The 22,970-nt window shown below is 67.0% G+C and carries 17 protein-coding genes and 1 CRISPR repeat array; of the genes, 9 read left to right on the top strand and 8 right to left on the bottom strand.

Translation table 11 applies throughout. The features are described from left to right. Positions 1-404: 404 nt before the first annotated feature. From VXJ25_RS09495 to cas2e, 9 genes are all read left to right on the top strand, one after another. Positions 405-1,034: a class I SAM-dependent methyltransferase gene (locus VXJ25_RS09495; protein WP_330958977.1), complete on the top strand. Its 630-nt coding sequence runs from the start codon at positions 405-407 to the stop codon at positions 1,032-1,034. Between the two features lie 216 nt (positions 1,035-1,250). Further along, positions 1,251-4,364: a CRISPR-associated endonuclease Cas3'' gene (locus tag VXJ25_RS09490; RefSeq protein ID WP_330958976.1), complete on the top strand. Its 3,114-nt coding sequence runs from the start codon at positions 1,251-1,253 to the stop codon at positions 4,362-4,364. Positions 4,365-4,523: 159 nt separating this feature from the next. Further along, complete coding sequence (gene casA, locus VXJ25_RS09485) at positions 4,524-6,239, top strand: type I-E CRISPR-associated protein Cse1/CasA (protein WP_330958975.1); 1,716 nt, start codon at positions 4,524-4,526, stop codon at positions 6,237-6,239. Between the two features lie 23 nt (positions 6,240-6,262). Then, positions 6,263-6,898, top strand: a complete 636-nt coding sequence (casB, locus tag VXJ25_RS09480; RefSeq protein WP_330958974.1) for a type I-E CRISPR-associated protein Cse2/CasB — start codon at positions 6,263-6,265, stop codon at positions 6,896-6,898. A gap of 12 nt (positions 6,899-6,910) precedes the next feature. Then, positions 6,911-8,047: a type I-E CRISPR-associated protein Cas7/Cse4/CasC gene (gene cas7e / locus VXJ25_RS09475; protein ID WP_330958973.1), complete on the top strand. Its 1,137-nt coding sequence runs from the start codon at positions 6,911-6,913 to the stop codon at positions 8,045-8,047. Continuing rightward, positions 8,047-8,772: a type I-E CRISPR-associated protein Cas5/CasD gene (cas5e, locus tag VXJ25_RS09470; RefSeq protein ID WP_330958972.1), complete on the top strand. Its 726-nt coding sequence runs from the start codon at positions 8,047-8,049 to the stop codon at positions 8,770-8,772. The genes cas7e and cas5e overlap by 1 nt, the downstream gene beginning before the upstream one ends. 15 nt (positions 8,773-8,787) lie before the next feature. Then, entirely contained in the window at positions 8,788-9,474 is a 687-nt protein-coding gene (gene cas6e, locus VXJ25_RS09465; protein WP_330958971.1) for a type I-E CRISPR-associated protein Cas6/Cse3/CasE, read from the top strand. Positions 9,475-9,517: 43 nt separating this feature from the next. Then, entirely contained in the window at positions 9,518-10,507 is a 990-nt protein-coding gene (gene cas1e, locus VXJ25_RS09460; protein WP_330958970.1) for a type I-E CRISPR-associated endonuclease Cas1e, read from the top strand. A gap of 2 nt (positions 10,508-10,509) precedes the next feature. Beyond that, on the top strand, positions 10,510-10,869 hold the full coding sequence (gene cas2e, locus VXJ25_RS09455; protein WP_330958969.1) for a type I-E CRISPR-associated endoribonuclease Cas2e: 360 nt from the start codon (positions 10,510-10,512) through the stop codon (positions 10,867-10,869). Between the two features lie 112 nt (positions 10,870-10,981). Beyond that, a CRISPR array of direct repeats spans positions 10,982-14,415; the repeat unit is 28 nt; unit sequence GTGCTCCCCGCGCATGCGGGGATGATCC. 294 nt (positions 14,416-14,709) lie between these two features. Here the strand turns inward: cas2e and hydE are convergent. The 8 genes from hydE to VXJ25_RS09415 are packed head-to-tail and all read right to left on the bottom strand — an operon-like array spanning position 14,710 to position 22,969. After that, complete coding sequence (gene hydE / locus VXJ25_RS09450) at positions 14,710-15,867, bottom strand: [FeFe] hydrogenase H-cluster radical SAM maturase HydE (protein ID WP_330958968.1); 1,158 nt, start codon at positions 15,865-15,867, stop codon at positions 14,710-14,712. Beyond that, positions 15,864-17,156: a [FeFe] hydrogenase H-cluster maturation GTPase HydF gene (gene hydF, locus VXJ25_RS09445; protein WP_330958967.1), complete on the bottom strand. Its 1,293-nt coding sequence runs from the start codon at positions 17,154-17,156 to the stop codon at positions 15,864-15,866. Before hydF ends, hydE begins: the two co-directional genes overlap by 4 nt. Then, entirely contained in the window at positions 17,146-18,426 is a 1,281-nt protein-coding gene (locus VXJ25_RS09440) for a nitrogenase component 1 (protein WP_330958966.1), read from the bottom strand. Before VXJ25_RS09440 ends, hydF begins: the two co-directional genes overlap by 11 nt. Positions 18,427-18,437: 11 nt before the next feature. After that, the gene (locus VXJ25_RS09435) at positions 18,438-19,796 is read right to left on the bottom strand and encodes a nitrogenase component 1 (protein ID WP_330958965.1); all 1,359 of its coding nucleotides are present in this window, start codon (positions 19,794-19,796) and stop codon (positions 18,438-18,440) included. Next, a complete protein-coding gene (locus tag VXJ25_RS09430) occupies positions 19,786-20,595 on the bottom strand; it encodes a nitrogenase iron protein NifH (protein ID WP_330958964.1) in 810 nt (269 codons plus the stop codon). The genes VXJ25_RS09435 and VXJ25_RS09430 overlap by 11 nt, the downstream gene beginning before the upstream one ends. 9 nt (positions 20,596-20,604) lie before the next feature. Continuing rightward, complete coding sequence (hypE, locus tag VXJ25_RS09425; RefSeq protein WP_330958963.1) at positions 20,605-21,609, bottom strand: hydrogenase expression/formation protein HypE; 1,005 nt, start codon at positions 21,607-21,609, stop codon at positions 20,605-20,607. Then, positions 21,609-22,757, bottom strand: coding sequence for a hydrogenase formation protein HypD (gene hypD / locus VXJ25_RS09420; RefSeq protein ID WP_330958962.1), 1,149 nt, complete (start codon positions 22,755-22,757; stop codon positions 21,609-21,611). The genes hypE and hypD overlap by 1 nt, the downstream gene beginning before the upstream one ends. After that, entirely contained in the window at positions 22,757-22,969 is a 213-nt protein-coding gene (locus VXJ25_RS09415) for a HypC/HybG/HupF family hydrogenase formation chaperone (protein ID WP_330958961.1), read from the bottom strand. The genes hypD and VXJ25_RS09415 overlap by 1 nt, the downstream gene beginning before the upstream one ends. Position 22,970 lies beyond the last annotated feature (1 nt).

Below are 22,970 nucleotides of genomic sequence, written 5' to 3'. Positions count from 1 at the left end.
AGCAAAAGGGATGCTAGAGGAGACGGAGGCAGGACGGATGCGGAATCCGTCCTGCCTCCAATTTCATCTGCCGTCCCTGCATGACTTGGTGCAACGGTGTTGCTTTTCGAAATTCAATTCACGAATTACGCACGACTGAGTTTAGGTTTGTGGATTTGTAGGCACTCTACGTTTGCGGACCCCAGCCGTGCGTAACCGCACGGGTTCGGCCGGCGCGTCCGTCGGCCTCCTGCGCGCCCGCATCCGCCCTTTCGGGGGATAATAGTAAACCAAGACAAACTTATTCGGATAAAATCGTCCTATCGGCTCGGAACCGCCCGTGCACGCGCCGCCCGCGCACGCGCCGCCCGCGCTACCCGCGCCTGCGCCGGCGCCGAGCGCCCACCCCGACGAAGGGAGCAGCCATGGGCCTGATCCGCTCGTTCTTCAACAACACGCGGAAGCCGACCGGGCTTCGCGGCAGGCTGATGCTCTCCAGGATGAACGCCGAGCATGCGGCGGTCTCCGACTGGGGCATGGCGCAGCTGCCCGCAACCTCGCCGCGCTCCATCGCGGAGCTTGGCTGCGGCGGCGGCCGCAACGCCGCCGAGCTGCTGCGCCGCTACCCAGGCGCGAGCCTCACCGCGATCGACTACTCGCCCGAGTCGGTCGGGCGCACCGCGCGCGTGAACGCGGCCGAAGTCGCCTCAGGCCGCTGCCGCACCCTCCAGGCCGACGTGTCCGACCTGCCTCTGCCCACCGACACCTTCGACCTGGCGACGGCCTTCGAGACCGTCTACTTCTGGCCGGGGCCGGTCGCGAGCCTGCGCGAGGTGCTCCGCGTCCTCAAGCCCGGCGGCACCCTCCTCGTCGTGAACGAAGCCGACGGCACCGACCCCCGGGACACGCGCTGGACGCGCGTGATCGACGACCTTTCCATCTACACGGAGCAGCAGCTCGCGGAATTCCTGCGCGAGGCGGGCTTCGTCAGCGTCCGCTCCAGCCGCGAAGAGCGACGTCACTGGCTCTGCCTGCTGGCGGAGAAACCCGTGTAGCCCCTCGCCTGCACCCCGTCCGCAACGCTCTCCCTAGGCCCCGAGGCGCTCCAGCTAAAGCACAGCCCCGTCGCGTCCCGCATCCGCGCCGACAGGTGAGTCCTACGCGCGTCGTCGTACCCCGTCTGCCCCCGTCTCCGAATTAATGTCCCGTAGCTATGGCAAAGTGGATTCAGGCTTTTATATCCAAGCCGCTACAGACCAGGGGAGGGCTCGATGGTGGGGTACGACGCACTCGAGACGCTGTCGGAGCAGGGGCGCTCGCTCTGGGGGAAGTCGGACTACGGGGTGGGCGAGGAGTGGCTTCCGCTCTACGTCCATATGGCCGACTCAGCGGGCGTCGCCGACAAGCTCTGGGACGAGTGGGTCCCACCGTCAACGCGGGACATCGTCGCCAGGGCGTATGACGGCGACCTCTCTCGCGCCCGCTCTCTGTTCGTGTTCCTCGCTGCCGTTCACGACATCGGCAAGGCTACGCCGGTGTTCCAGGCCAAGGGAGTCTCATGGCGTCCGGGCGAGTCCGGCGACCTCCTCTGGAAGCCGGAGCATGCCGGTTTCGTCATCAGGCGCGACCTCACAGGCTGCCGGGATCCAACGCATCCCATCGCCGGGCAGTTCCTTCTTACCCGGTACCTGCAGGGCCATGGATACGGCGAGGGAAGGTCTGGCAAGAAGGCCGCGACCTCAGTTGCCTGTGTGGTCGGTGCCCATCATGGTCGCTTCCCGACCATACAGAGGCTCGCCGACGCAAATGAGAAGAAGCTCGCCCTCGGCATCGAGGGCGAGGGCTCGAGCGTGTGGGTGCAGGTGCAGGATGAGCTCATGGACTGCGCCGCAGAGCTCGCAGGCCTCTCGCCGGACGGTCTCGAAGAGCTCAGGTCGGATGGCATCACGGCGGCGGTGGAGAGCGTCCTCACCGGTCTGGTCGTCATGACCGACTGGTTAGCGAGCGATCAAGGGCTCTTCCCTCTGGTTCCGCTCTTGGGTGGAGAAGGACGGATGGGCGCCCTAGAGGCTTCGGAACGATGCCGGCGCGGGTGGGCCGGCGCATCCATCCCTCCCTCATGGAGCGAGGACGAACCGCGGGTTGTCCCTTTCCCGCACTTCTTTTCCAAGCGTTTCGCGCTCCCCGAGGGCGCAGCGCCGCGACCGGTGCAGACCGCAGCGGCACGGATCGCCTGGGAGTCGTCGGATCCGGGCATCATGGTGGTCGAGGCCCCCATGGGCGAGGGCAAGACCGAGGCGGCGCTCTGCGCGGCAGAGATGCTCGCGTGGAGGTACGGCCTCGGCGGCGTCTGCGTCGCTCTCCCGACGATGGCGACGACCGATGCGATGTACGACCGGGTGGAGTCCTGGCTCAAGTTGCTCCCTAACGGCAAGTCCACGGCCGACAAGGACATCTTCCTCGCGCATGGCAAGGCGAGGCTCAACGAGCGCTTCCAGAAACTCGTCAGTCGTTCCCGGAAACAGGCATCGCTTTATTTCGGCGGCGACTCGGAGGACGAGGGAGACCGGATGCGGGCGGATGACGTCATCGTTTCGGAGTGGATGCTTGGCCGCAAGCGCGGCATGCTCGCCAACTTTGTGGTGTGCACGGTCGACCAGGTGCTCATGGGAGCCCTAAAGATGAAGCACCTCTCGCTCAGGCAGCTTGCGCTGGCAAACAAGGTGATCGTCATCGACGAGTGCCATGCGTACGACGTCTACATGCGTCAGTACCTGCACGTCATGCTCCAGTGGCTGGGATGCTGGCGGACGCCGGTCATCCTCCTCTCGGCGACCCTGCCGGTTGAGCAGCGCGACCAGCTCGTCGAGTCCTACCTCGCAGGACGGAGGCTCGGCGAGTCTCCGGAGGGCTCGGCGAGGGTCATGAGGGACGCCTCGAGCGGTAGCGTAGCGCGCGCCTCCGGAAGCGGGGGCACCTTCGAGGGGCCGGAAGAGGGGCCTTCTTCCCTGGGAGCGAAGGCGAGCTTGACCACGGGTCCAGGTACGGACGCGTACCCGCTGATTACCTACTCTGACGGGTGCACCGTGAAATGCGAGCAGACGAGACCGTCAGGCAGGTCAGTGAGCGTGTCCCTGTCCCTGATAGGGGATGGAGTCGACGACCTCGTGGGACTTCTCTCGGAACGTCTCTCCGAGGGTGGCTGCGCGGGAGTCATCTGCGACACCGTTGGAAGGGCGCAGGAGGTTGCCCGCTCGCTTGCGAAAGCCTTCGGGACGGAGGTGGTAACGCTCGACCACTCGCGCTTCATGGACGTAGACCGCATGGAGAACGAGAGGAGGCTCAGGGAGACCCTCGGGCCGCATGCGACGGTGGAGGACGGACGCCGGCCGAGGCTCTCCGTCACCGTCGGGACGCAGGTGCTCGAACAGTCGTTGGACATCGACTTCGACCTGCTCGTGACTGACGTCGCGCCGGTCGACCTACTGATGCAGAGGCTCGGCAGGACGCATCGTCATGCCCGCGGAGAGGGGGATTGCGAGAGGCCTGCGGCGCTGAGGGCCGCTTCTTGCTACCTGAGGGGCGTCTCCTCGTTCGAGAGTCAGGGGCCGGTCTTCGCCCCCGGTCTGACCAAGGTCTATAACGAGGCAAGCCTCGTGGAGGCGTTGGCGGTTCTCGGTCTCGAGGAGATTGGTCCAACGAAGGCCATCACCCTTCCGTACGACATACCGCGGCTGGTCAGGACGGCGTACTCGGAGGAGGTCGCGGGTTTCGTCCCAGACGGCTGGGCACGTTCGTACTCCTCCCAGCGCGACGCAAGGAGGGATAGGGACGCCCTGAAGGTGGAGAGGGCCAAGGCCTGCCTGCTCCCCGGCGCTGAGTTCATGATCGGCCAGAAGAAGACCCTATCCAACCTCAGTGACAGGGTCGACTCCGGCCAGCAGGGCGGGCAGTGTCTCCTGCGTGATGCGGACCGTGGGCAGCGCGCTGTGCGTGACACGCAGGAGACGATAGAGGTGCTCCTCGTACGCAGGGATTCCGATGGCGAGGCTGCCCTGATGCCCTGGGTCGGCGGTCGGGGAGTGGCCAGAGGAGAGACGTTGCCAGAGGACTCCGAGCCAAGCGTCGAGCAGTCGGTCCTTCTTGCCCAGTGCGCGGTCAGACTTCCCCTCTCCATATGTCCGCTCCAGAAACACGACGACTGCATCAACGAGCTTGAGCAGGGCTGCTGGCCGATCGTCCGGTGTTGGCAAGAGTCGCCGTGGCTCTCGGGCAGGCTGCTGCTCCCCATGGAAGAAGTGGAACCCGGTCACTTCGAGGCGACGGTCATGGGGAAGAGGGTCGCGTATACCCGTCGGGCGGGACTATCGATCGTTCAAGGATAATAAAACATCCATATTTCAGTTGAGAATAGAATAGTAGTCAGAAGCTCTGATATTCCCCTGACGGGGGTGACCCCTGAAACATGGAGGGAGCTTCGTGCTCCCCACGAACGTGGGGCCGTTGTTTAGATGCGATGAGCAAGGACGGTGGAAGGAGGAACGTTGACAGACGACGAGGAGACCCCTCACTTCAATGTGTACGTGGACAGCTGGATTCTCGCTGTCTACCAGGACGGCTGTAGCCGAGAGGTGTCAATCGACACCCTGCTAAGGGACTCCTACGACATCCGGGAGATCGGCGGGGACTCGAAACAGCAAACCTTGCCAGTCATCCGATTCACGCTCGCGATTCTGTTCATGTCCCTGTCGAATTGCGGGATGACGGGCGAGGACGAGCTCCTGGATTACTGGGAGGAGACCTGGCGGGCGCACGCCTTCGACATGGATGCCATCCATGCGTACGTCGACCCCCTCTTGGACAGGTTCGACCTATTCGACAAGATGCATCCCTTCTTTCAGGTGGCGGGTCTCGAGTACGCAGACAAGGCGCCTGATGGCATCGGCGAGCTCGTCGCGGACATTCCCAAAGACGACAAGTTCCTCTTCTCGCTGAGGAACAGGAATCGGCTCGAGGGCTTGTCGTTCGCGGAGGCTGCGAGGTGGCTGGTGTTCCAGCAGGCGTACGCGACTGCTGGCATCAAGACACCAGTGAAGGGCAACACGCATGTACAGAAGGGGAAGGTGTACCCACCCAAGGGGGCTGTAGGCACCGGCATGCTCGGGGCCATCGGGGGTCTGTACCTCGAGGGGCGGAACCTGTTCGAGACGCTGATGCTCAACTTGGTCCTGATGGACGACATTCGTGGCGAAACCCCCATTGTGGGCTGCGAGGGGGACATCCCGGCCTGGGAGAGGGATACGACCTCGAGCGACTATCGCGTCCCCGGCCCGGGAGAGCCGCATGGCCCCGTGCAATGCTTCACCTGGGAGAGCAGGCGCATTCGACTGGTCCTCGACGACGAAAAGACGCACGTCATCGGCGTGGTTAGCTGCTATGGGGACATCCCAAACGTCCTGGACATGGATGGTTCGGAGCCGATGACCGCCTGGAGGCCGAGTCCTGCGCAGCAGAAGCGCCTGAACCTGCCGTACGTGCCTCGCATGCCAAAGCTGCACGATCCTTCACGTGCGGTCTGGAGGGGGCTGGCGTCAATCGTCGCAATCGGGGAGAGCGGAGACCTTCGACCTGGGGTAATACGCTGGGTGGAGCGGTTGCGGTACGAGGAAGTCCTCACCGCGAAGGACCTCCCGGTTGTCGCCATCCATGCCCAGGGGATGGGATACGGGACCCAGAACAGCGTCTTCAGCGATGCCATCGACGATAAGTTCGACCTGAGCGTATCCCTCGTCGACCACGAGTCCAGTGCTTGCTCTCAGGCTCTGGGCACCATCGAGCTGATCGACCAAGCCGTCGGCAAGGTCGAGAACTTCGTCTCTAACACCCAGAGGGCCGCGGGCGACAAGGCTTCATCCACCGTCGCCAAGACGGAGAGGGAGCGTGTCAGGGAGGCTGTCTACTCCGTGCTGGACGCGGACTGCCGCGCGCGCCTCGCCCATTTCCCCGAGGAGCCGGATGAGGTCCAGAGCTACTGCACGAGCTGGAAGGGGGAGGTGCGTGGGATGCTCTTCGCGTACGCGACCCGCTACATGAACTCATGTGAGAGGTCGTTCTTCGACGAGCACGACGGGATGACCGTCGGCAGGGCCATGGCCCTGCTGAGAGCGAGCCTGTACGAACTGCTCGGAAGACCCGTGGACAAGGACGTGCGGGGTCTGGTGGAGCCGCAGGGCGTCTCTGCAAGGACAGGGAGGGAGTGATTCATACGTCATCGATCAGAGGGATGTCCAGAGCAATCTCGAGGTACGTCGACTCTAAGGTCTTGGGCCTGCAGTCCGGATACCTTGCTGGCAAAGCCTCGTCCAGGGCGACAATGGCACGCCTAAGGCGCTTGGACACGGCGGGCGAGGCCTCGTGGATGAGCGTGGGAGAGGAGATCTTCGCTGGCCTTCCTGAACTCTCGGCGGGTGAGGACGTCGAGAGGAAGGAGATGGAAAGCGTCAGGACCGCGCTACAGCTTTACGCGATCCTGCAGCAGGCCAAGGGTGTGCCGGTAGCCGTAGGCGGTGAAGGGAGGGTCGCGGGCGCTTCGCTCGCCAAGGCCTGCCGAGTGTTCGTCGAGTCGAATCGTGGCGAGGGGTCCTCTGGCGTCAAGCGTAGGCTCGCCTCGATAGAGGCCGCCACGGATTTTCAGGGCGTCAGGCAGGGCGTGCGGACGCTCGTCAGGTTGATACGTACCGCGAAGACCACCGCACCGATCCAGCTCGACTTCGGATTGCTCGCGTCGGACCTCTTCGAGCTGCAGTTCGATGAAACGCGAGGGGACGTCTTCATGCGATGGGCGAGGGACTTCTTCCGCTTCGAGCCGAGCGTGAGCACGAAGAACGAGGAAGCTACGGAAACCAAGGAATCCAGGTAACGGAGGCCGGCAATGTATCTTGATATGCATGTTCTGCAGAGCGTACCCCCCTGTGACATGAACCGTGATGACACCGGGACACCCAAGACGGCAATCTACGGAGGCTACCAGCGGTCGCGCGTCTCGAGCCAGGCGTGGAAGCACGCGATGCGCGAGATGTTCCCCCGCCTGGTGGACGCCGAGAAGCTCGGCGTTCGCACCAAGCACGCGGTCGCGCTGATCAAGGAGGCGATCGACCGGAAGAACCCCGACCTACAGGAGGTGTCGGAGGACCTCGCGAGCGACGTTCTCAAGATTACTGGGGTAAAGACCGAGAAGTCGAGGAGGAGCGGATCCGAGGAGGGATCCGCGGTTTCCCAGTACCTCATCTTCATAGCGAGATCAGAGATCGAGAAGCTCGCGGACATAGCCGTGGAAGCTCGGGAAGCTGGCGAAGACCTGTCGAAGCCGTCCAAGGACTGGAAGAAGAAGGTCCAAGAGGCGTTTCATGGTAAGCAGGCGCTAGACATCGCCCTCTTCGGCAGGATGCTGGCTGACGCACCCGACCTCAATACCGATGCGAGCGCGCAGGTCGCCCACGCCATCTCCGTTAACAAGGTCACGCAGGAGTACGACTACTTCACTGCAGTCGACGACTGCTCTGCAGATGACAACGCGGGTGCCGCGATGCTCGACACCATCGGGTTCAACTCGTCTACGCTCTATAGGTACGCCACCGTCTGCCTGCCCTCCCTCGAGGAACAGCTTGGCGACGTGGAGGCGGCTGCCGCCGGGGCGCAGGCGTTCCTGAAGGCCTTCGTCGAGTCGATGCCGACCGGCAAGCAGAACACGTTCGCCAACAGGACGCTTCCGAGCCTGGTCCTTGTTGCTCTGCGCAACGACCAACCGGTCAACGGGGTCTCAGCGTTCGAGTCCCCGGTGATTGCGAAGGAGGGCGACTCCATCTCGCGCCAGGCAGAGGACCGTCTTGCACGCAAGCTCGCCGAGTTCTCGGAGACATACGGAAACGCTCCTGCGAAGGTCTGGTGGACCGCCGTGGACGGAGGTGCTGAGTCCCTGGAGCGGATAGGCGAGAAGGTCAGCTTCCCCGAGATGCTCGAGGGGGTAAGGTCTAGCGTCGCCGAGGCCCTTTCGGCAGGTGAGGCGTAATGTCCGTGCTTCTGTTGGAGCTGTCGGGACCTCTTCAGTCATGGGGGGACTCGTCAAGGTACGTGAGGAGGGGGACGCGAGGCGAGCCCACGAAGAGCGGCATCGTTGGCATGCTGGCCTCGGCTCTCGGCAGGTCTAGGGAGGACTCCCTGGACGACCTCACGTCCCTCGAGTTTGGGGTGCGACTGGACCAGCCGGGGAGCATTCTCGTAGACTTCCAGACCGAGCGACCTAGGGGAGATACGAAGAAGGCCATGCCGCTCTCGTATCGCTACTACCTCTCCGACGCTAAGTTCCTGGTCGCGCTTGCAGGGGATGCGGACTGGCTGAAGACCATCTGCGATGCGGTTTCACACCCGGTCTGGCCGCTCTTTCTCGGGAGGAGATCCTGCCCGCCGGACAGGCCCCCTGCGCTAGGTGTCCGCGAGGAGTACGCAGACGTCAGAGAGGCACTCTCGTCAGAGGCGTGGCTCGCCACGGAGCGCTACAGACGACGTAACCCAAGGCTCAGGGAGCTGGAGGTGGCCTGCGACGCACGCGAGGATGAACCCGCGGAGAGCCAGGATGACCATCCGCTCAGCTTCAGCGGCGCGTGCAGACGCTATGCGGGCAGGGGCGTCCATAGGTTTAGGGTCGGCATCGAAGACCTGTCCGACCGAGATGGCGATGCTCGGCATCAGCCGGGAGAGAAGCTTCCCGCACATGACCCCATGGGCTTCTTTTAAGCGAGAGGAGGGAACATGTACATCTCCAGGACGCCGCTGAACACCGCTAGGCCAGAGACGATGAGACTGCTCGCGTCTCCGTACCGGATGCACGCGGCAGTCGAGAATGCCTTTCCGCCAGATGCCTGTCGCAAATCGGACGAGGGCCGGATACTTTGGAGGGTCGACTCGTCAGCTGGTCCGACGCACGAGACGTGGCTCTATGTCGTGAGCCCCGATCGCCCGGACTTCTCCCACATCGCGGAGTCGTGCGGCTGGTCCGCTTCGGGATCAGGCGAGACGAAGGACTATACGCCGGTGCTCGACCGCATAAAGAGCGGCCAGAAATGGCGGTTTCGGCTGAAGGCCAACCCTGCGCGCAAGGTGCTCGCCGACGAGGGGAGAACTCCAAACTCCAAGGTCGTGGGAACCATCCAAGGGCACGTCACGATGGAGCAGCAGGCCGACTGGCTCCTGCGCCGCGCGGAGGAGCACGGTTTCAGGGTGTGTGCGACTCCCGAGGGCTACGACCAGCTCGTGCTCTCCCAGCGTCACAAGGAGAGGTTCGAGCGCGACGGACGACGGGTCACCCTCGTCACGGCCGTCTACGACGGAGTTCTCGAAGTAAGTGATTCGTATCTGCTGAGGCATACCCTCTGCTTCGGGATGGGTAGGGCTAAGGGCTTTGGGTGCGGCCTCCTGACCATCTCGCCGCTTGGATGATGTCCCATCAGCAATAATGTATGTCGCCTTGAGAGGGGCGCCCATGTCTGACGCGAATACCGCGAAGAGAGGTCGGGCAGGAGGCGCCCCTCCACCTGACCTCGTCGACCTAGTGAGGGTCGAGGATAGAATCTCATTCCTCTACTTCGAGCACTGCAAGATCAACCGACGGGATAACGCCATCACCGTGAGGGACGACGAGGGGACAACTTACATCCCCTCGGCCACGCTCAGTGTGATCTTGCTCGGCCCTGGCTCGTCGATGACGCACGACGCGATGACACTGTTGGGCGAGAGCGGTGCATCTGTCGTGTGGGTGGGGGAGAGGGGCATCAGAATGTATGCCTTCGGACGACCGCTCACCCATTCGAGCACGCTGTTGCAGGCGCAGGCGAAGCTCGTCTCGAACACGAGGACTAGGTTGGCCGTAGCAAGGAAGATGTATGGAATGAGGTTCCCCGGCGAGGACGTGAGCAAGCTCACCATGGGTCAGCTGAGGGGGCGCGAAGGGGTGCGTGTGCGTCGAATCTACAAGGAGTGGTCAAAGAAGACCGGAGTCCCATGGACCTGTCGGGAGTACAACCCGCGCGACTTTGACGATGCCACGGAGATTAACAAGGCCCTCTCTGCAGCGAACGTCTGCCTTTACGGAATCGCGCACTCCGTAATCGTCTCCCTGGGGTGCTCGCCTGGCCTGGGCTTTGTTCATACGGGACACGAGAGGTCATTCGTGTATGACATCGCCGACCTCTACAAGGCCGAACTCTCCATCCCGGTCGCGTTCAAGACCGCTGCCGAGAAACCCATGGACATTGGCGCAGAGACGCGAAGGATGATGAGGGACGAGGTCTTCGACCTGAGACTGCTTCCACGTATGGCCACGGACATCAAAAGTCTTCTCGGTCAGGACGATTCTGCACAAGCTGCGAAGATGCGGCCAGACGTCAACCATGTTGCGCTCTGGGACGAGAAGGCGGAAGAGGTGTCAGCCGGGAAGTCCTATGGCAAGGATCTTGAGCGAGAGGGTGACTAGGGATGCTCGTAATCGTGCTGACCGCTTGTCCCGTGGGGTTACGTGGTGATCTGACGAGGTGGTTGCTGGAGATATCGCCCGGAGTCTTCGTTGGTAGCGTGTCAGCAAGGGTGAGGGAGGGCCTGTGGTCGCGCGTGCTCGGGATGGTGCATAACGGTCGAGCGATTATGGTCTACTCGTCGAACAACGAACAGCACCTAGCCTTCAAGACGTTCCAACCTGACTGGCAGGCCTTCGACTGTGATGGGGTCGAGCTGATAAAGCGGCCGCTCGGAACGGACGATGCCACGATGGTTCCGGTGCCGGAGAGCGGTTGGAGCAACGCAAGCAAGTATCACGCAGCTAGGAAGTACGGGAGATAGCTCGCTTGAGCTATCGCGGATTGCGGACCCTCCAGTAACTGGCAGGGGGAGTGAACTTTGACAAGTGCATACGTTTTACGGATTAGTCGTACAATGCTGCAGGTCGTTAAGTGTGCTCCCCGCGCATGCGGGGATGATCCCCGCCTCAACGATTGCGGTAAAGTCGCCTCTGCTGTGCTCCCCGCGCATGCGGGGATGATCCCCAGATGGGCGAGGACATTGCTCGCTTCATCGAGGTGCTCCCCGCGCATGCGGGGATGATCCTCTAGACGAGACGGTCAAGGTTCTGATGCTGAAGGTGCTCCCCGCGCATGCGGGGATGATCCCCAGCCCAGCGACAGCGCCTATAATCAGTCCAATGTGCTCCCCGCGCATGCGGGGATGATCCTCACGCTCACCAATCGCGGGAACGTCATCTCAAGTGCTCCCCGCGCATGCGGGGATGATCCCGTAGGCTTCGTGACCGAGTGGATGCGCAACCGCGTGCTCCCCGCGCATGCGGGGATGATCCGCCAGGGCGAGCCGATGACGTCCAAGCCTGACGTCGTGCTCCCCGCGCATGCGGGGATGATCCTACAACATCCTGTTGCAGCAAATATATCGCGTTTGTGCTCCCCGCGCATGCGGGGATGATCCCTCCGATGACATCGCGATTCAGCGGCAGATTGTGGTGCTCCCCGCGCATGCGGGGATGATCCCGGCGAGAAGAGCACCAACGTGAAGGGGCTTATCGTGCTCCCCGCGCATGCGGGGATGATCCTAGCAGCGCTTGTGGTTGGAATTATTGTCCTATGGTGCTCCCCGCGCATGCGGGGATGATCCCCGCGTGTGCGAGCTGCGGGAGGCCCAGGGCAGGTGCTCCCCGCGCATGCGGGGATGATCCCGCGTCATGTGGTGTGCGGAGGACCGCGAGGACGTGCTCCCCGCGCATGCGGGGATGATCCTCTGCCCATCTCTTCCTCCTCACAGCGACTTCCAGTGCTCCCCGCGCATGCGGGGATGATCCCCAGGAAGCCTACGACAGTGGTCACTACGTAGACGTGCTCCCCGCGCATGCGGGGATGATCCTCTGCATTTGCTTCACCCCCTTGCGCAATCTGAGTGCTCCCCGCGCATGCGGGGATGATCCCTCGTCCGCGCTGACCTGCCCGTCGGAGAGCGCCGTGCTCCCCGCGCATGCGGGGATGATCCCGCGGGTACATTGCGGGGACGGCCTGGCACGAGCGTGCTCCCCGCGCATGCGGGGATGATCCCGCGGGCATGAGGCGCAGGCGCAGCTCCCTCTCGGTGCTCCCCGCGCATGCGGGGATGATCCCGCGAGAGGACAATGCCGACGATGTTTCACGCGAGTGCTCCCCGCGCATGCGGGGATGATCCCAGGAAGAACGGGATGCCATGCGCGAGATAGAACGTGCTCCCCGCGCATGCGGGGATGATCCCCAAAGACACAGCTTCGCCACGTCCTACCTCCACGTGCTCCCCGCGCATGCGGGGATGATCCCGCTTGATGCTCTCCGCCATCTCGGTAACGACGAGTGCTCCCCGCGCATGCGGGGATGATCCCTCGAGCAGCAAGGACGGCATGCAGTCCGGCTGGTGCTCCCCGCGCATGCGGGGATGATCCCATGCCCGACATGGCTAGCGGAAAGGCCGTCATCGTGCTCCCCGCGCATGCGGGGATGATCCGTTCAGAATCCTCTGCGCGACGGTAAGCCCCTCAGTGCTCCCCGCGCATGCGGGGATGATCCCGGCGTCGAGAATGGGATGCTCACCCGCGAGGTGAGTGCTCCCCGCGCATGCGGGGATGATCCCATTGATGTTCTGCATGTTCATGGTGCCGTCGATGTGCTCCCCGCGCATGCGGGGATGATCCTCCCGCTTCCAGTCGTGGTTGAGCAAGACGTGAAGTGCTCCCCGCGCATGCGGGGATGATCCCAGGGCGCGCGACTTCGAGAAGACGGTAGAGGTGGTGCTCCCCGCGCATGCGGGGATGATCCCGGGAAGTTCACCAACATCACGCTTGACGGCTTCGTGCTCCCCGCGCATGCGGGGATGATCCCAACTTCGAATCCACGATGTCGGCCTTCCTGACGGTGCTCCCCGCGCATGCGGGGATGATCCGACGTCCCCTTCTAGGGGCGTGGCATAGCGACGGGTGCTCCCCGCGCATGCGGGGATGATCCACATTCTGCTTTGCGGTCAGCGCTTCGACGCTCGGTGCTCCCCGCGCATGCGGGGATGATCCCGCGCCCAGGTAGCTAGCTTCCTCCCGGTCTTCCGTGCTCCCCGCGCATGCGGGGATGATCCCGGCACAGCAAGACATGGCGCTGCTTGGCAACAGGTAATCCCCGCGCATGCGGGGATGATCCCGCGGTTGCTGGCGGCAATGCCGACACCTTCCAGGTGCTCCCCGCGCATGCGGGGATGATCCCACCGACACGATGCTGAAGCAGATGACGCGCGAGGTGCTCCCCGCGCATGCGGGGATGATCCCACCGACACGATGCTGAAGCAGATGACGCGCGAGGTGCTCCCCGCGCATGCGGGGATGATCCTCGACACGATTCGTGACTACGTCGCGAGCGCCGAGTGCTCCCCGCGCATGCGGGGATGATCCGAAGCCCTTGATCTGGTAGTCGTAGACGAAGGGCGTGCTCCCCGCGCATGCGGGGATGATTCCGACCGCAGCAAGAACGCTTCGGGGCAGTGGGAGGTGCTCCCCGCGCATGCGGGGATGATCCCGAGGACGGGTTGCTGTAGGTCAAAACCGGGTTGTGCTCCCCGCGCATGCGGGGATGATCCTGGGGTCCACTTGGAGCGGCTCGGGTTGGTCCAGGTGCTCCCCGCGCATGCGGGGATGATCCCGGGCAAGGCAGGAGATCGTCACTCGTCGGCTGCGTGCTCCCCGCGCATGCGGGGATAATCCCAAATCATTAAGAAGGTCTACGACGTTTCGCCGAGTGCTCCCCGCGCATGCGGGGATGATCCGAACGCGGCAGACGCCACAGTCGCGGCACGGCAGACGTGCTCCCCGCGCATGCGGGGATGATCCCCGTCCCGCTCTTCGGGGGACTTTTACGAAAGCGGTGCTCCCCGCGCACGCGGGGATGATCCGGACGGGCGTACACGCTCGCGGAGCTGGACGCGTGCTCCCCGCGTATGCGGGGATGACCCCCCTATGAAGCCGCTATCCCATGGGTCCCGTGGGGTGCTCCCCGCGCATGCGGGGATGATCCTGAGAACATGAACGAGATTCAGGGGCTTGACCTCGTGCTCCCCGCGCATGCGGGGATAATCCCGGCAACCTCATGTCCAAGAAGTCATCAAACCCGGTGCGCCCCGCGCATGCGGGGATGATCCCAAGGACAAGACCGGCGTATATAAGCCGGAAGCCGTGCTCCCCGCGCATGCGGGGATGATCCCGAAAGGCGAAAGGCCAAAGAAGAAAGGGCCATGGTGCTCCCCGCGCATGCGGGGATGATCCCATTGCACCGGGCGGCGCGGAGCCTTGGAACAAGGTGCTCCCCGCGCATGCGGGGATGATTCCCCGAACTCGCGCGACTTGCAGCGCGGGCTGCGCCAGCTGCGCCGCGCCTGGTTGCAGTTAGCGTAGACCATGGTGCCATATGGTCAAGCTAATTATGTTGCGCAACAAATCGCCAGGCGACGCTCGCGAAGACGCTCTCGCGCGGGACGTGACGTATGCAATCCCAGGACAAGATGACTGTCGAGCGCTACGAGAGCAGCTTGCTGCGGCTGTTGGCCCCCCCAGGCCGGGCGGAGGGGCGTGCGGCCGGCCGGGCGCCGCGGTGGTCGCGGCGCCGGCGCCTGCCCCGGCGCCTACCCCAGTCCGCGGCCGAGCGACTCCACCAGGGGGCAGCCTCCGGACGCGTCCGCCCCGCCCGCGGCGACGAGGGAGGGCGCCTCCGCCTCGCCTGCGACGCGCTGCCTCGAGACGTGGTCGCCGCGGCAGACCTTGACCTCGTAGCCCACGCTCGCGCAGCGCCGGGCCATGCAGAGCCGGCACTCCGCCGCCTCGTCGCCGGTGCAGATCTTGCCGTCGTAGAGCAGGTACTTGGCGCGGACGTCGCGCGGGGAGAGGTTGGGCATCGCCACGTTGGCGCCGGCGAGCAGTCCCAGCTCGCGCCCGCGCGGGTCGATGGTGCCCAGGGCGGTCGTCGCCGGCAGCAGGACCTCGGGCAGCATCAGGCGGATCACCGCCAGCAGGTGCAGGGTGTCCTCGAGCGTGCCGGCGGAGAAGTTCGCGAACGGCGTGTCCTTGTGCGGGATGAAGGGGCCGATCCCCACCATCTCCGGCTGGAGGTCTGCCATGTACCTGAGGTCCTCCTCCACGAAGTCCCACGTCTGGTAGGGCGAGCCGACCATGATGCCGCAGCCCACCTGGTAGCCGATCTCCTTGAGGTCCCTGAGACACCGCTTGCGGTTGGCGATCGAGAGTTCGGCGGGGTGCAGCCTGCCGTAGTGCCAGGGGTTGGAGGTCTCCTGGCGGAGCAGGTAGCGCTCGGCGCCCGCCTCGAAGAAGCGCTCGTAGCTCTCGCGCGGCCTCTCGCCTATCGAGAGGGTGACGGCGCAGTCCGGGTGCCTCGCGCGGATCTTGCGCACGAGGTCGCAGACGACGTCGTCCGTAAAGGCCACGTCCTCGCCGCCCTGGAGCACGAAGGTGCGGAAGTCGAGCTCGTAGCCCTGGTCGCAGCACGCGAGGATCTGCTCCTCGGAGAGCCGGTAGCGCTCGGCGCGCGCGTTGGAGCGCCTGAGGCCGCAGTAGAGGCAGTCGTTCCTGCAGTGGCTCGTGAACTCGATGAGCCCACGCAGGTACACGTCCTTGCCGTAGTAGCGCTCGCGCACCTCCCGCGCCCGCGCATAGAGGAGCTCCGCCTCCCCGTCCGTCAGGGTGGCGAGAAGGGCGGCGAGCTCGCCTGCGGACAGGGTCCGCTCGCGCGCGAGCTCCTCGATGCGACGCTCGTTTACCGTGCTCACTCGCTCTCCTCCCGGTCCTTGTCGCCCGCCTGGCCCGTGGCCTGCGGCTGGGTGGCCGCCGCCTGCGGCCGCACACCCTCGTCGAGGATCGCCTGCACGTCGGGGAAGAGGCCGAGCGTGCGGCGCAGGATCCCCTTCATGTGGGCGATGGCGACGCCGTAGTTGGTCATGGGGACGCCCTGGGCCTCGGCCTCGCGCATGCGCCTGAGCATCTCGCGGCCGTTGAGCATGCAACCGCCGCAGTGGATCACGAGGTCGTAGCCGGTAAGGTCCTCGGGGAAGCCGCGGCCGGAGGAGGCCTCCACCGTGAAGTCCCTTCCCGTGTGCTGCCTGAGCCACGCGGGGATCTTCTGCGTCCCGATGTCGCCGCACTGGCGGTGGTGCGTGCAGCCCTCGGAGACGAGCACGCGCGCGCCCTCCGGCAGCCGGTCGATCGCCGCGGCGCCGCGCACGGCGCTCGCGAGCAGCCCCTTGTAGCGCGCCATCAGGATCGAGAAGCTCGTCAGCGGCACGTCTGCGGGCACGATGCGGGCGACCTCCGAGAAGACCTGGCTGTCCGTGATCACCATCGCGGGCTTGGTGCCGGCGGCGGCGAGGCGCTCGAGCGTGCCCGCGAGGATCGTCTGCTGCACCACGACGGACTCGCAGCCGGCGTCGAGCACGTCGCGCACCATCATCTGCTCGGGCAGGATCAGCCTTCCCTTGGGGGCCGCCTTGTCGATGGGGATCACCAGGACCACGACGTCGCCCGGGACGAGCAGGTCGCTCACGAGCGGCCGCTCCTGCCTGCCGGCGCTGCCGAGCCTTGCGATGGCCTCCTTGAGCTCGAAGACGCCGGCGCCGGTGAGGGCGCTCAGGTGCACCTCGTGCGCGGTGTTCGCGGGGACCTCGCCCAGGAGGTCGCACTTGTTGTAGGCGACGAGGTAGGGCGTGTCCTGCGCGCGGAACAGCCCCACCAGCTGGCGCTCGCACGCGCCCATCCCCGTGGTCGCGTCCACCACGAGCACCGCTACGTCTGTGGAGCCCAGGACCTTGCGCGTCTTCTGCACGCGCAGCTCGCCCAGCTCGCCGGCGTCGTCGAAGCCGGGGGTGTCCACCACGGTCACCGGCCCCAGGGGCAGGATCTCCATGGACTTGACCACCGGGTCCGTCGTGGTGCCCAGCGTGTCCGACACGACCGCGAGGTCCTGGCCGGTGACGGCGTTGACCACGCTCGACTTGCCCGCGTTCCTCCGCCCGAAGAAGCCGATGTGCACGCGCTCCGCCGAGGGGGTGTCGTTAAGACTCATGCCCTTCTCCTTCCGAGGGTCGATTCAGGGTCGTGCCATCTTGCGGCATGCCGCCGGCGAGCTCCGCCGCGAGGTCCACCTCCATGAGGTTCGGGACCTCGTGCAGCCACTGGCGGCCGGAGAGCGCGAGGTGCGGCATCCTCACGAGGCGCGCGCCCGCGCACACGAGCGAGAAGAACGGGTCGCCCACGACGGTGCCGGCGCCGGAGAGCGCCCGGGCGACCTCCTCCTCGCCCCAGACGGCCTCGTCGCCCAGCCCCTCGTCCACGAGGCCGGCAGTGTCCTCGAGCGGGCTCACCACCCTGGACGCGACGCCCGCCGCCGCGAGCGAGGCCGCGAGCGAGCCCATCTGCACGGGCTCGCCCACGAGGGCCACGTCGGGCGTCCCGCCGGCCCCGGGCCCGTCCGCCCCGGCCGCAGCGGCGCGCCGGTAGTCGAGGCAGGCGTTGCGGCAGCGTCCGTCCGCGATCGAGGCCCGCATCGCCCGCGCGAGCTCGCCCGAGAAGCCCCTGGTGGGAAGGCCCACCACGTAGGGCGTGCCGAAGCGCTCGCGGAGCCTGCGCGCGGCGGCGAGCCCCGTGGCGGAGACGACGAGGTTGAGCGCGGCCGAGGCGGAGGCGGCCAGCTCGTCCAGGGTGGAGCCCTCGGCCCAGACGGCGCCGAGGGAGAGGCCCGCCTCACGGACGAAGCGGGCGACGGAGTCGCGCGACCCCGTCGCGGCGAAGTCGAGCGGCGTCATGCCGAGGACGTTCACGGCGGAGAGGGCGCCTCGCCCGGAAGCGGCCGCGGGGAGCGGGTCCTTCTCGCCCGTGCGCGCGTCTGGCTCCGTGACCGCGAGGTCGGCGAGCGCGGCGAAGGCGATGCCCGCGCCGTGCACGTAGTCGTGCATGCCGTTGGTGGCCAGGTAGTGCGTGGGCGTGCCCGTGGCGGCCTCGACCTCGCGCGTGATCGCCGCGAAGTCGCACCCCACCTGATAGGGGATGGGGGAGTTGACGAGCGCCACGAAGCGCGGGCGCGTCTGCCGCACGGCCTCCACCACGTCGCGCACGAGCTTCTCGTCGTCGCCCATGATGGCGTCGACGTCGGTCAGGCCGGAGATGAAGACGAGGCTGTCCTGGTCGTACCAGCGCACCTCGTCGTGGGTGTTGTAGGTGGAGTTGCACCCCGAGGGGTCGTGGATGACCACCATGCCGCCCAGCTCGAAGAGGGCCGAGCACACCCCCGAGACGTCGCCCGTGTACACGGGCAGGATCGTGTACGCCTGTCTCACGTCGTCGCCTCCTAGAGCGGGAGCTGGCACGCGCAGGGCGTGCCGAGCCCCTTCCGCGGGACCAGGCCCCGCGGGTCCTTCGGCCGCTCCCACGCGTCGCGCATGAGGTCGGCCAGGTGCAGGATCGCCGCGTAGCCCCACTGGCCGTCCGTCTCGATCGCGTTCACGAAGCGGTCGGTGCCCAGGAACCACGCGGCCTTGGGCCCCACCGCGAGCCAGCGGTCGCCGCCGTCGCGCGGGAGCTGCCTGAGCATGGGGTGGATGGTGCTCCACAGCTCGAGCTCGGGCGCGTGCGCGGCGAGCCACCCGAGGCTCGCCCGCTCCTCCGCGCCGACGGCGTCCACGTAGACGCGCCGCACGTCGAAGCCGTGCTCGAGCAGGGTGCGCGCGAGCTCCAGCGGGTGGTTGACGGCCAGGTAGTCGATCGCGACGGGCGCGCCCGCGAGCCTCGAGGCGAGCGCGTCGAGCGCGGCGTCCGCCTCCGCGCGCAGGGGCGCGGTGTCGGGCGCGCCTATGCCGAGCGCGCCCGCGAGCTCGGCGAGCTCGGCGTCGATGGCGTCGTAGCCGAGGGAGGGCGGCAGGTAGAGCGCCCGCCTCCCGATCCTCGCCGCCATCTTGGCAAGGCCCCACGCGCCGAAGTAGCTCCGCGTCAGGAAGAGCGTGCTCGCGCCGAGCCCGAGGTACTCCTCCCACGTCGCGCAGTCGTGGAGCTGGTGCACCTCGAAGCCGGCGCCCGCGAGCAGGCGGAAGACGTCCGAGTCCTCCGGCAGGCGCAGGTCGTCGGAGAGGACGGAGACGAGCCTCGGGTCCTCGGGCAGCGCCTGGATCGGGTCGACCATCGCCTTGCGCTCGCGCTGCTCGGGCGTGATGCCCGTCTTCTGCATGACGGGGTCCATCCAGCAGCGCATGAACGTGACGTCCGGGAAGCGGCGCTCGAGCTCGTCGTAGACGTAGGCGACGTCGGTGCCCACGAAGTGGTGGAGGCACACGAGGAAGACCATCACCACCGGCGGGCGCCTCGGCAGCCTCCTGATCACGTCGGAGACGCCCTCGATCGTGACGGACTCCAGATTGTCGGCCAGGAGGTCGCCCTCCTCGATCACGACGCTCGAGAAGCGCCCGGAGGCGCCCATCTCGGCGGCCGTGAGGACGACGCCGCGCAGGCAGTTGTCGGCGCAGACGTAGATCTGGTGCGCCTCGGGTACGAGCATGCCCGTGTGGACGATGTTCCAGTTGCCGTGCACGGGCGCGTTGAACTCGAGCACGTTGGCGACGGGGCGGGGGAGGTCGGCGTCGCGCGCGAGCACGAAGGGGGCGGGCGCCCCGCCTCCGGCTTGGGGCGCCCGCCGCGGGCTGACCCTAGAGAGCACGGGCGACACCCCCCGCGGCGGGCCCGGCCTCCGCGGGCGCGCCCGAGCCAAAGCCGCAGCCCAGCTCGATCGCGTCCGCGAGCGCGCGGTAGGCGTCGGCCATGGGGCCTTTGGGCGCGGCTTCCATGAGGGTGAGCCCGCGCTCCTCGGCGTCGGTGACGGCGGCGTCGCGCGGGAGGGACCCCACCACGCCGCAGCCGAGGTCGCGCGCGAGCTCCGCGACCTTCTCGTCCTCGTCGCGCACGTCGCGCCTGTTGAGCACGAGGCCCGCCAGCCGCGCGTAGCCGCGCCGGGCGAAGTTCTCCACGGCGAGCCCGATGTTGGCCGCCGCGTGGATCGCCATGTTCTCGCCGCTCGTGACCACGAGCACGTGGTCCGCGTAGCCCTGGCGCATGGGCACGGCGAAGCCGCCGCAGACCACGTCGCCCAGGACGTCGTAGATGACCACGTCCGGGTCGAGCCGCTCGTAGAGGCCCTTCTCCTCCAGGGTCTCGAGCGCGGTCGCGATGCCCCTGCCCGCGCAGCCGAGGCCCGGCAGCGGCCCTCCCGCCTCGGCGCACATCACGCCCGAGAAGCCCTCGCGCACCACGTCGTCGAGCGAGAAGGGCGCGCCCGCCCGCACGAGGTCCATGACGGTGGGGAGCTCCTCGCCGTGGCGGAGCAGCAGGGTGGAGTCCGCCTTGGGGTCGCAGCCCACCTGCAGCACGCGGTGGCCGCGCTCAGCCCAGATGGCGGCGAGGTTGGAGGCGCAGGTGGACTTGCCGATGCCGCCCTTGCCGTAGAACGCCAGCTTGACCATGGCTGCCCCCTAGCAGATCCGCGGCAGGAGCTCGTTGCCCGGCTCCGGCAGGATCGTCTGCGTCCCGATCTGCGTCCTCATGAGGACGCGGCCGCGCTCCTCGTCGGTGATGTGGCCGATGACGGCGGCGCCCTCCGTGTGGCTCGAGGCGCGCAGGGCCGCGAGCGCCGCGTCCGCCTCCTCCTCGGGCACCACCACGACGAGCCTGCCCTCGCAGGCGAGGTAGAGCGGCTCCAGGCCGAGCATGCCGCAGACGCCCGCGACCTCGGGGGCCACGGGGACGGCCTCGGCGTCGAGCTCCACGCCCACGCCGCTCTGGTGCGCGATCTCGTAGAGGACCGTGCCGACGCCGCCGCGGGTGGCGTCGCGGATGGTGTGGACGTGCGGCGCCGCGTCGAGCGTGGCGCCGATGGCGGCGGCGAGCGGCGCGCAGTCGCTCGTGACGTCGGCCTCGATCCCGAACTCGTCGCGGGCGAGAAGGATCGCGCAGCCGTGGCGCCCCACGTCTCCGGTCACGATGACGACGTCTCCCGGGCGCGCCAGGGCGCCGGAGGTGCTCGCGCCCTCGCGCACGAGGCCGATGCCCGTCGTCGTGACGAACACGCCGTCGACCTGGCCCCTGCCGGCGACCTTGGTGTCGCCCGCGACGACGCGCACGCCCGCCTCCGCTGCGGTGGCGGCCATGGCCTCCACGATGCGCTCGAGGTCGGCGAGGGGGTAGCCCTCCTCGATCACGAAGCTGCAGGTGAGGTAGAGGGGCGTGGCGCTCATGCACGCGACGTCGTTCACGGTGCCGCACACGGAGAGCTTGCCGACGTTGCCGCCCGGGAAGAACGCCGGCGAGACGATGAAGCCGTCCGTGGAGACGGCGATCCTGCCGGCCGGGACCGCGAGGACCGCGGCGTCGTCCGCCGTGAGGTCGGGGTTGTCCAGGTGGCGCTTGAAGATGCGCTCGATGAGCTCGCTTGTCTGCTTGCCGCCGGCGCCTTGCGCCAGCGTGACCACGTCCTTCATCACTTCTCCTCCTTGGTGGCTGCGCCGTACAGGTAGAACGCCGAGCAGGCGCCCTCGCTCGAGACCATGCAGGCGCCGACGGGGTGCTCCGGCGTGCACGCCCTGCCGAAGAGCGCGCAGCCCTCGGGCGTGCACCTGCCCTGCAGCACCTCGCCGCAGCGGCAGCCCCTGGGCTCCACGCCCTCCTCGTGCGCGAGGCCGTGCCTCTCGAGCGCGTCGAAGCCGCGGTAGGCCTCGTTGAGCCGCATACCCGAGTCGGGGATGACCCCGATGCCGCGCCAGCGCGCGTCGCAGGGCTCCATCATCGACGCCACGAGCCTCCGCGCGGCGGGCGAGCCCTCCGGGCGTACCACGCGCGGGTAGCAGTTGACGAAGAAGGGGGCGCCCTCGCGGAACTTGGTCACGCCGACGGCGAGCGCACAGACGAGCTCGCGCGCCGTGAAGCCCGCGACCACGCCGCTCACGCCCTCGGCGACCAGGTCCTCGCACACCTTGGTGCCCGCGATCGCGCACACGTGGCCGGGGTAGAGGAAGAGGTCGCACGAGTCCCTCATGGCCTCGTAGGCGCCGGGCATGGTCTTGTTGGCGGTCAGGACCGAGAAGTTCCTCACGCCGCGCTCCGCCGCCGTGCGCACGGCGATGCAGGTCGAGGGCGTCGTGGTCTCGAAGCCGACGGACAGGAAGACCACGTCCTCCTCGGGGTGGGCCTCGGCGTACGCCTCGCCGTCCTGCGGCGAGTAGACCACGCGGACGTGAGCGCCGCGGGCGCGGGCGTCGGCGAGCGAGAGCCTGGAGCCGGGGACGCGCACCAGGTCGCCGAAGGTGCAGATGGTGCAGCCGCACTCGAGGGCGAGGCGTACGGCCTCGTCTATGTAGCCCACCGGCGTCACGCACACGGGGCAGCCGGGCCCCGAGATGAGCTCGACCGCGGGCGGCAGGAGCCGGCGGACCCCCTGGCGGAAGATCTCGTGGGTGTGGGTGCCGCAGACCTCCATGATCCTCACGTGCGGGCCGTCGTAGCCCTTGAGGACCTCGACCGCGTCGGCGTGCGACGCGGCGGCGTCCAGGGCGGCCCCGGATCCCGGGGCGGCGCCGGGTGCCTTGGCGGCATCCAGCCCGGCGCCCGCGGGCGCGGACTCCGCCGCCATTAGAGGTACTCCTCGGCCAGGCCGTCGGTCTCCTCGCCGTCGTCGCCGTCGATGCGGGCGATCGCCGAGCCGGCGTGCACCATCACGTAGTCGCCCGGCTCGAGGTCGTCGAGCAGGTCGGCCGAAACCTCGCGGCGCGCGCCCGTGGCCTCGACGACGGCGGTCCCGTCGTCGCGCACCTTGATCACCTTCGCGGAAAGTCCCACGCACATG

The sequence above is a fragment of the Olsenella absiana genome (genome assembly GCF_036408855.1).
Lineage (GTDB): Bacteria > Actinomycetota > Coriobacteriia > Coriobacteriales > Atopobiaceae > Olsenella_K > Olsenella_K absiana.
Note: the sequence above shows the minus strand (reverse complement) of the source record. Positions and strands in the feature narration are given on the sequence as shown.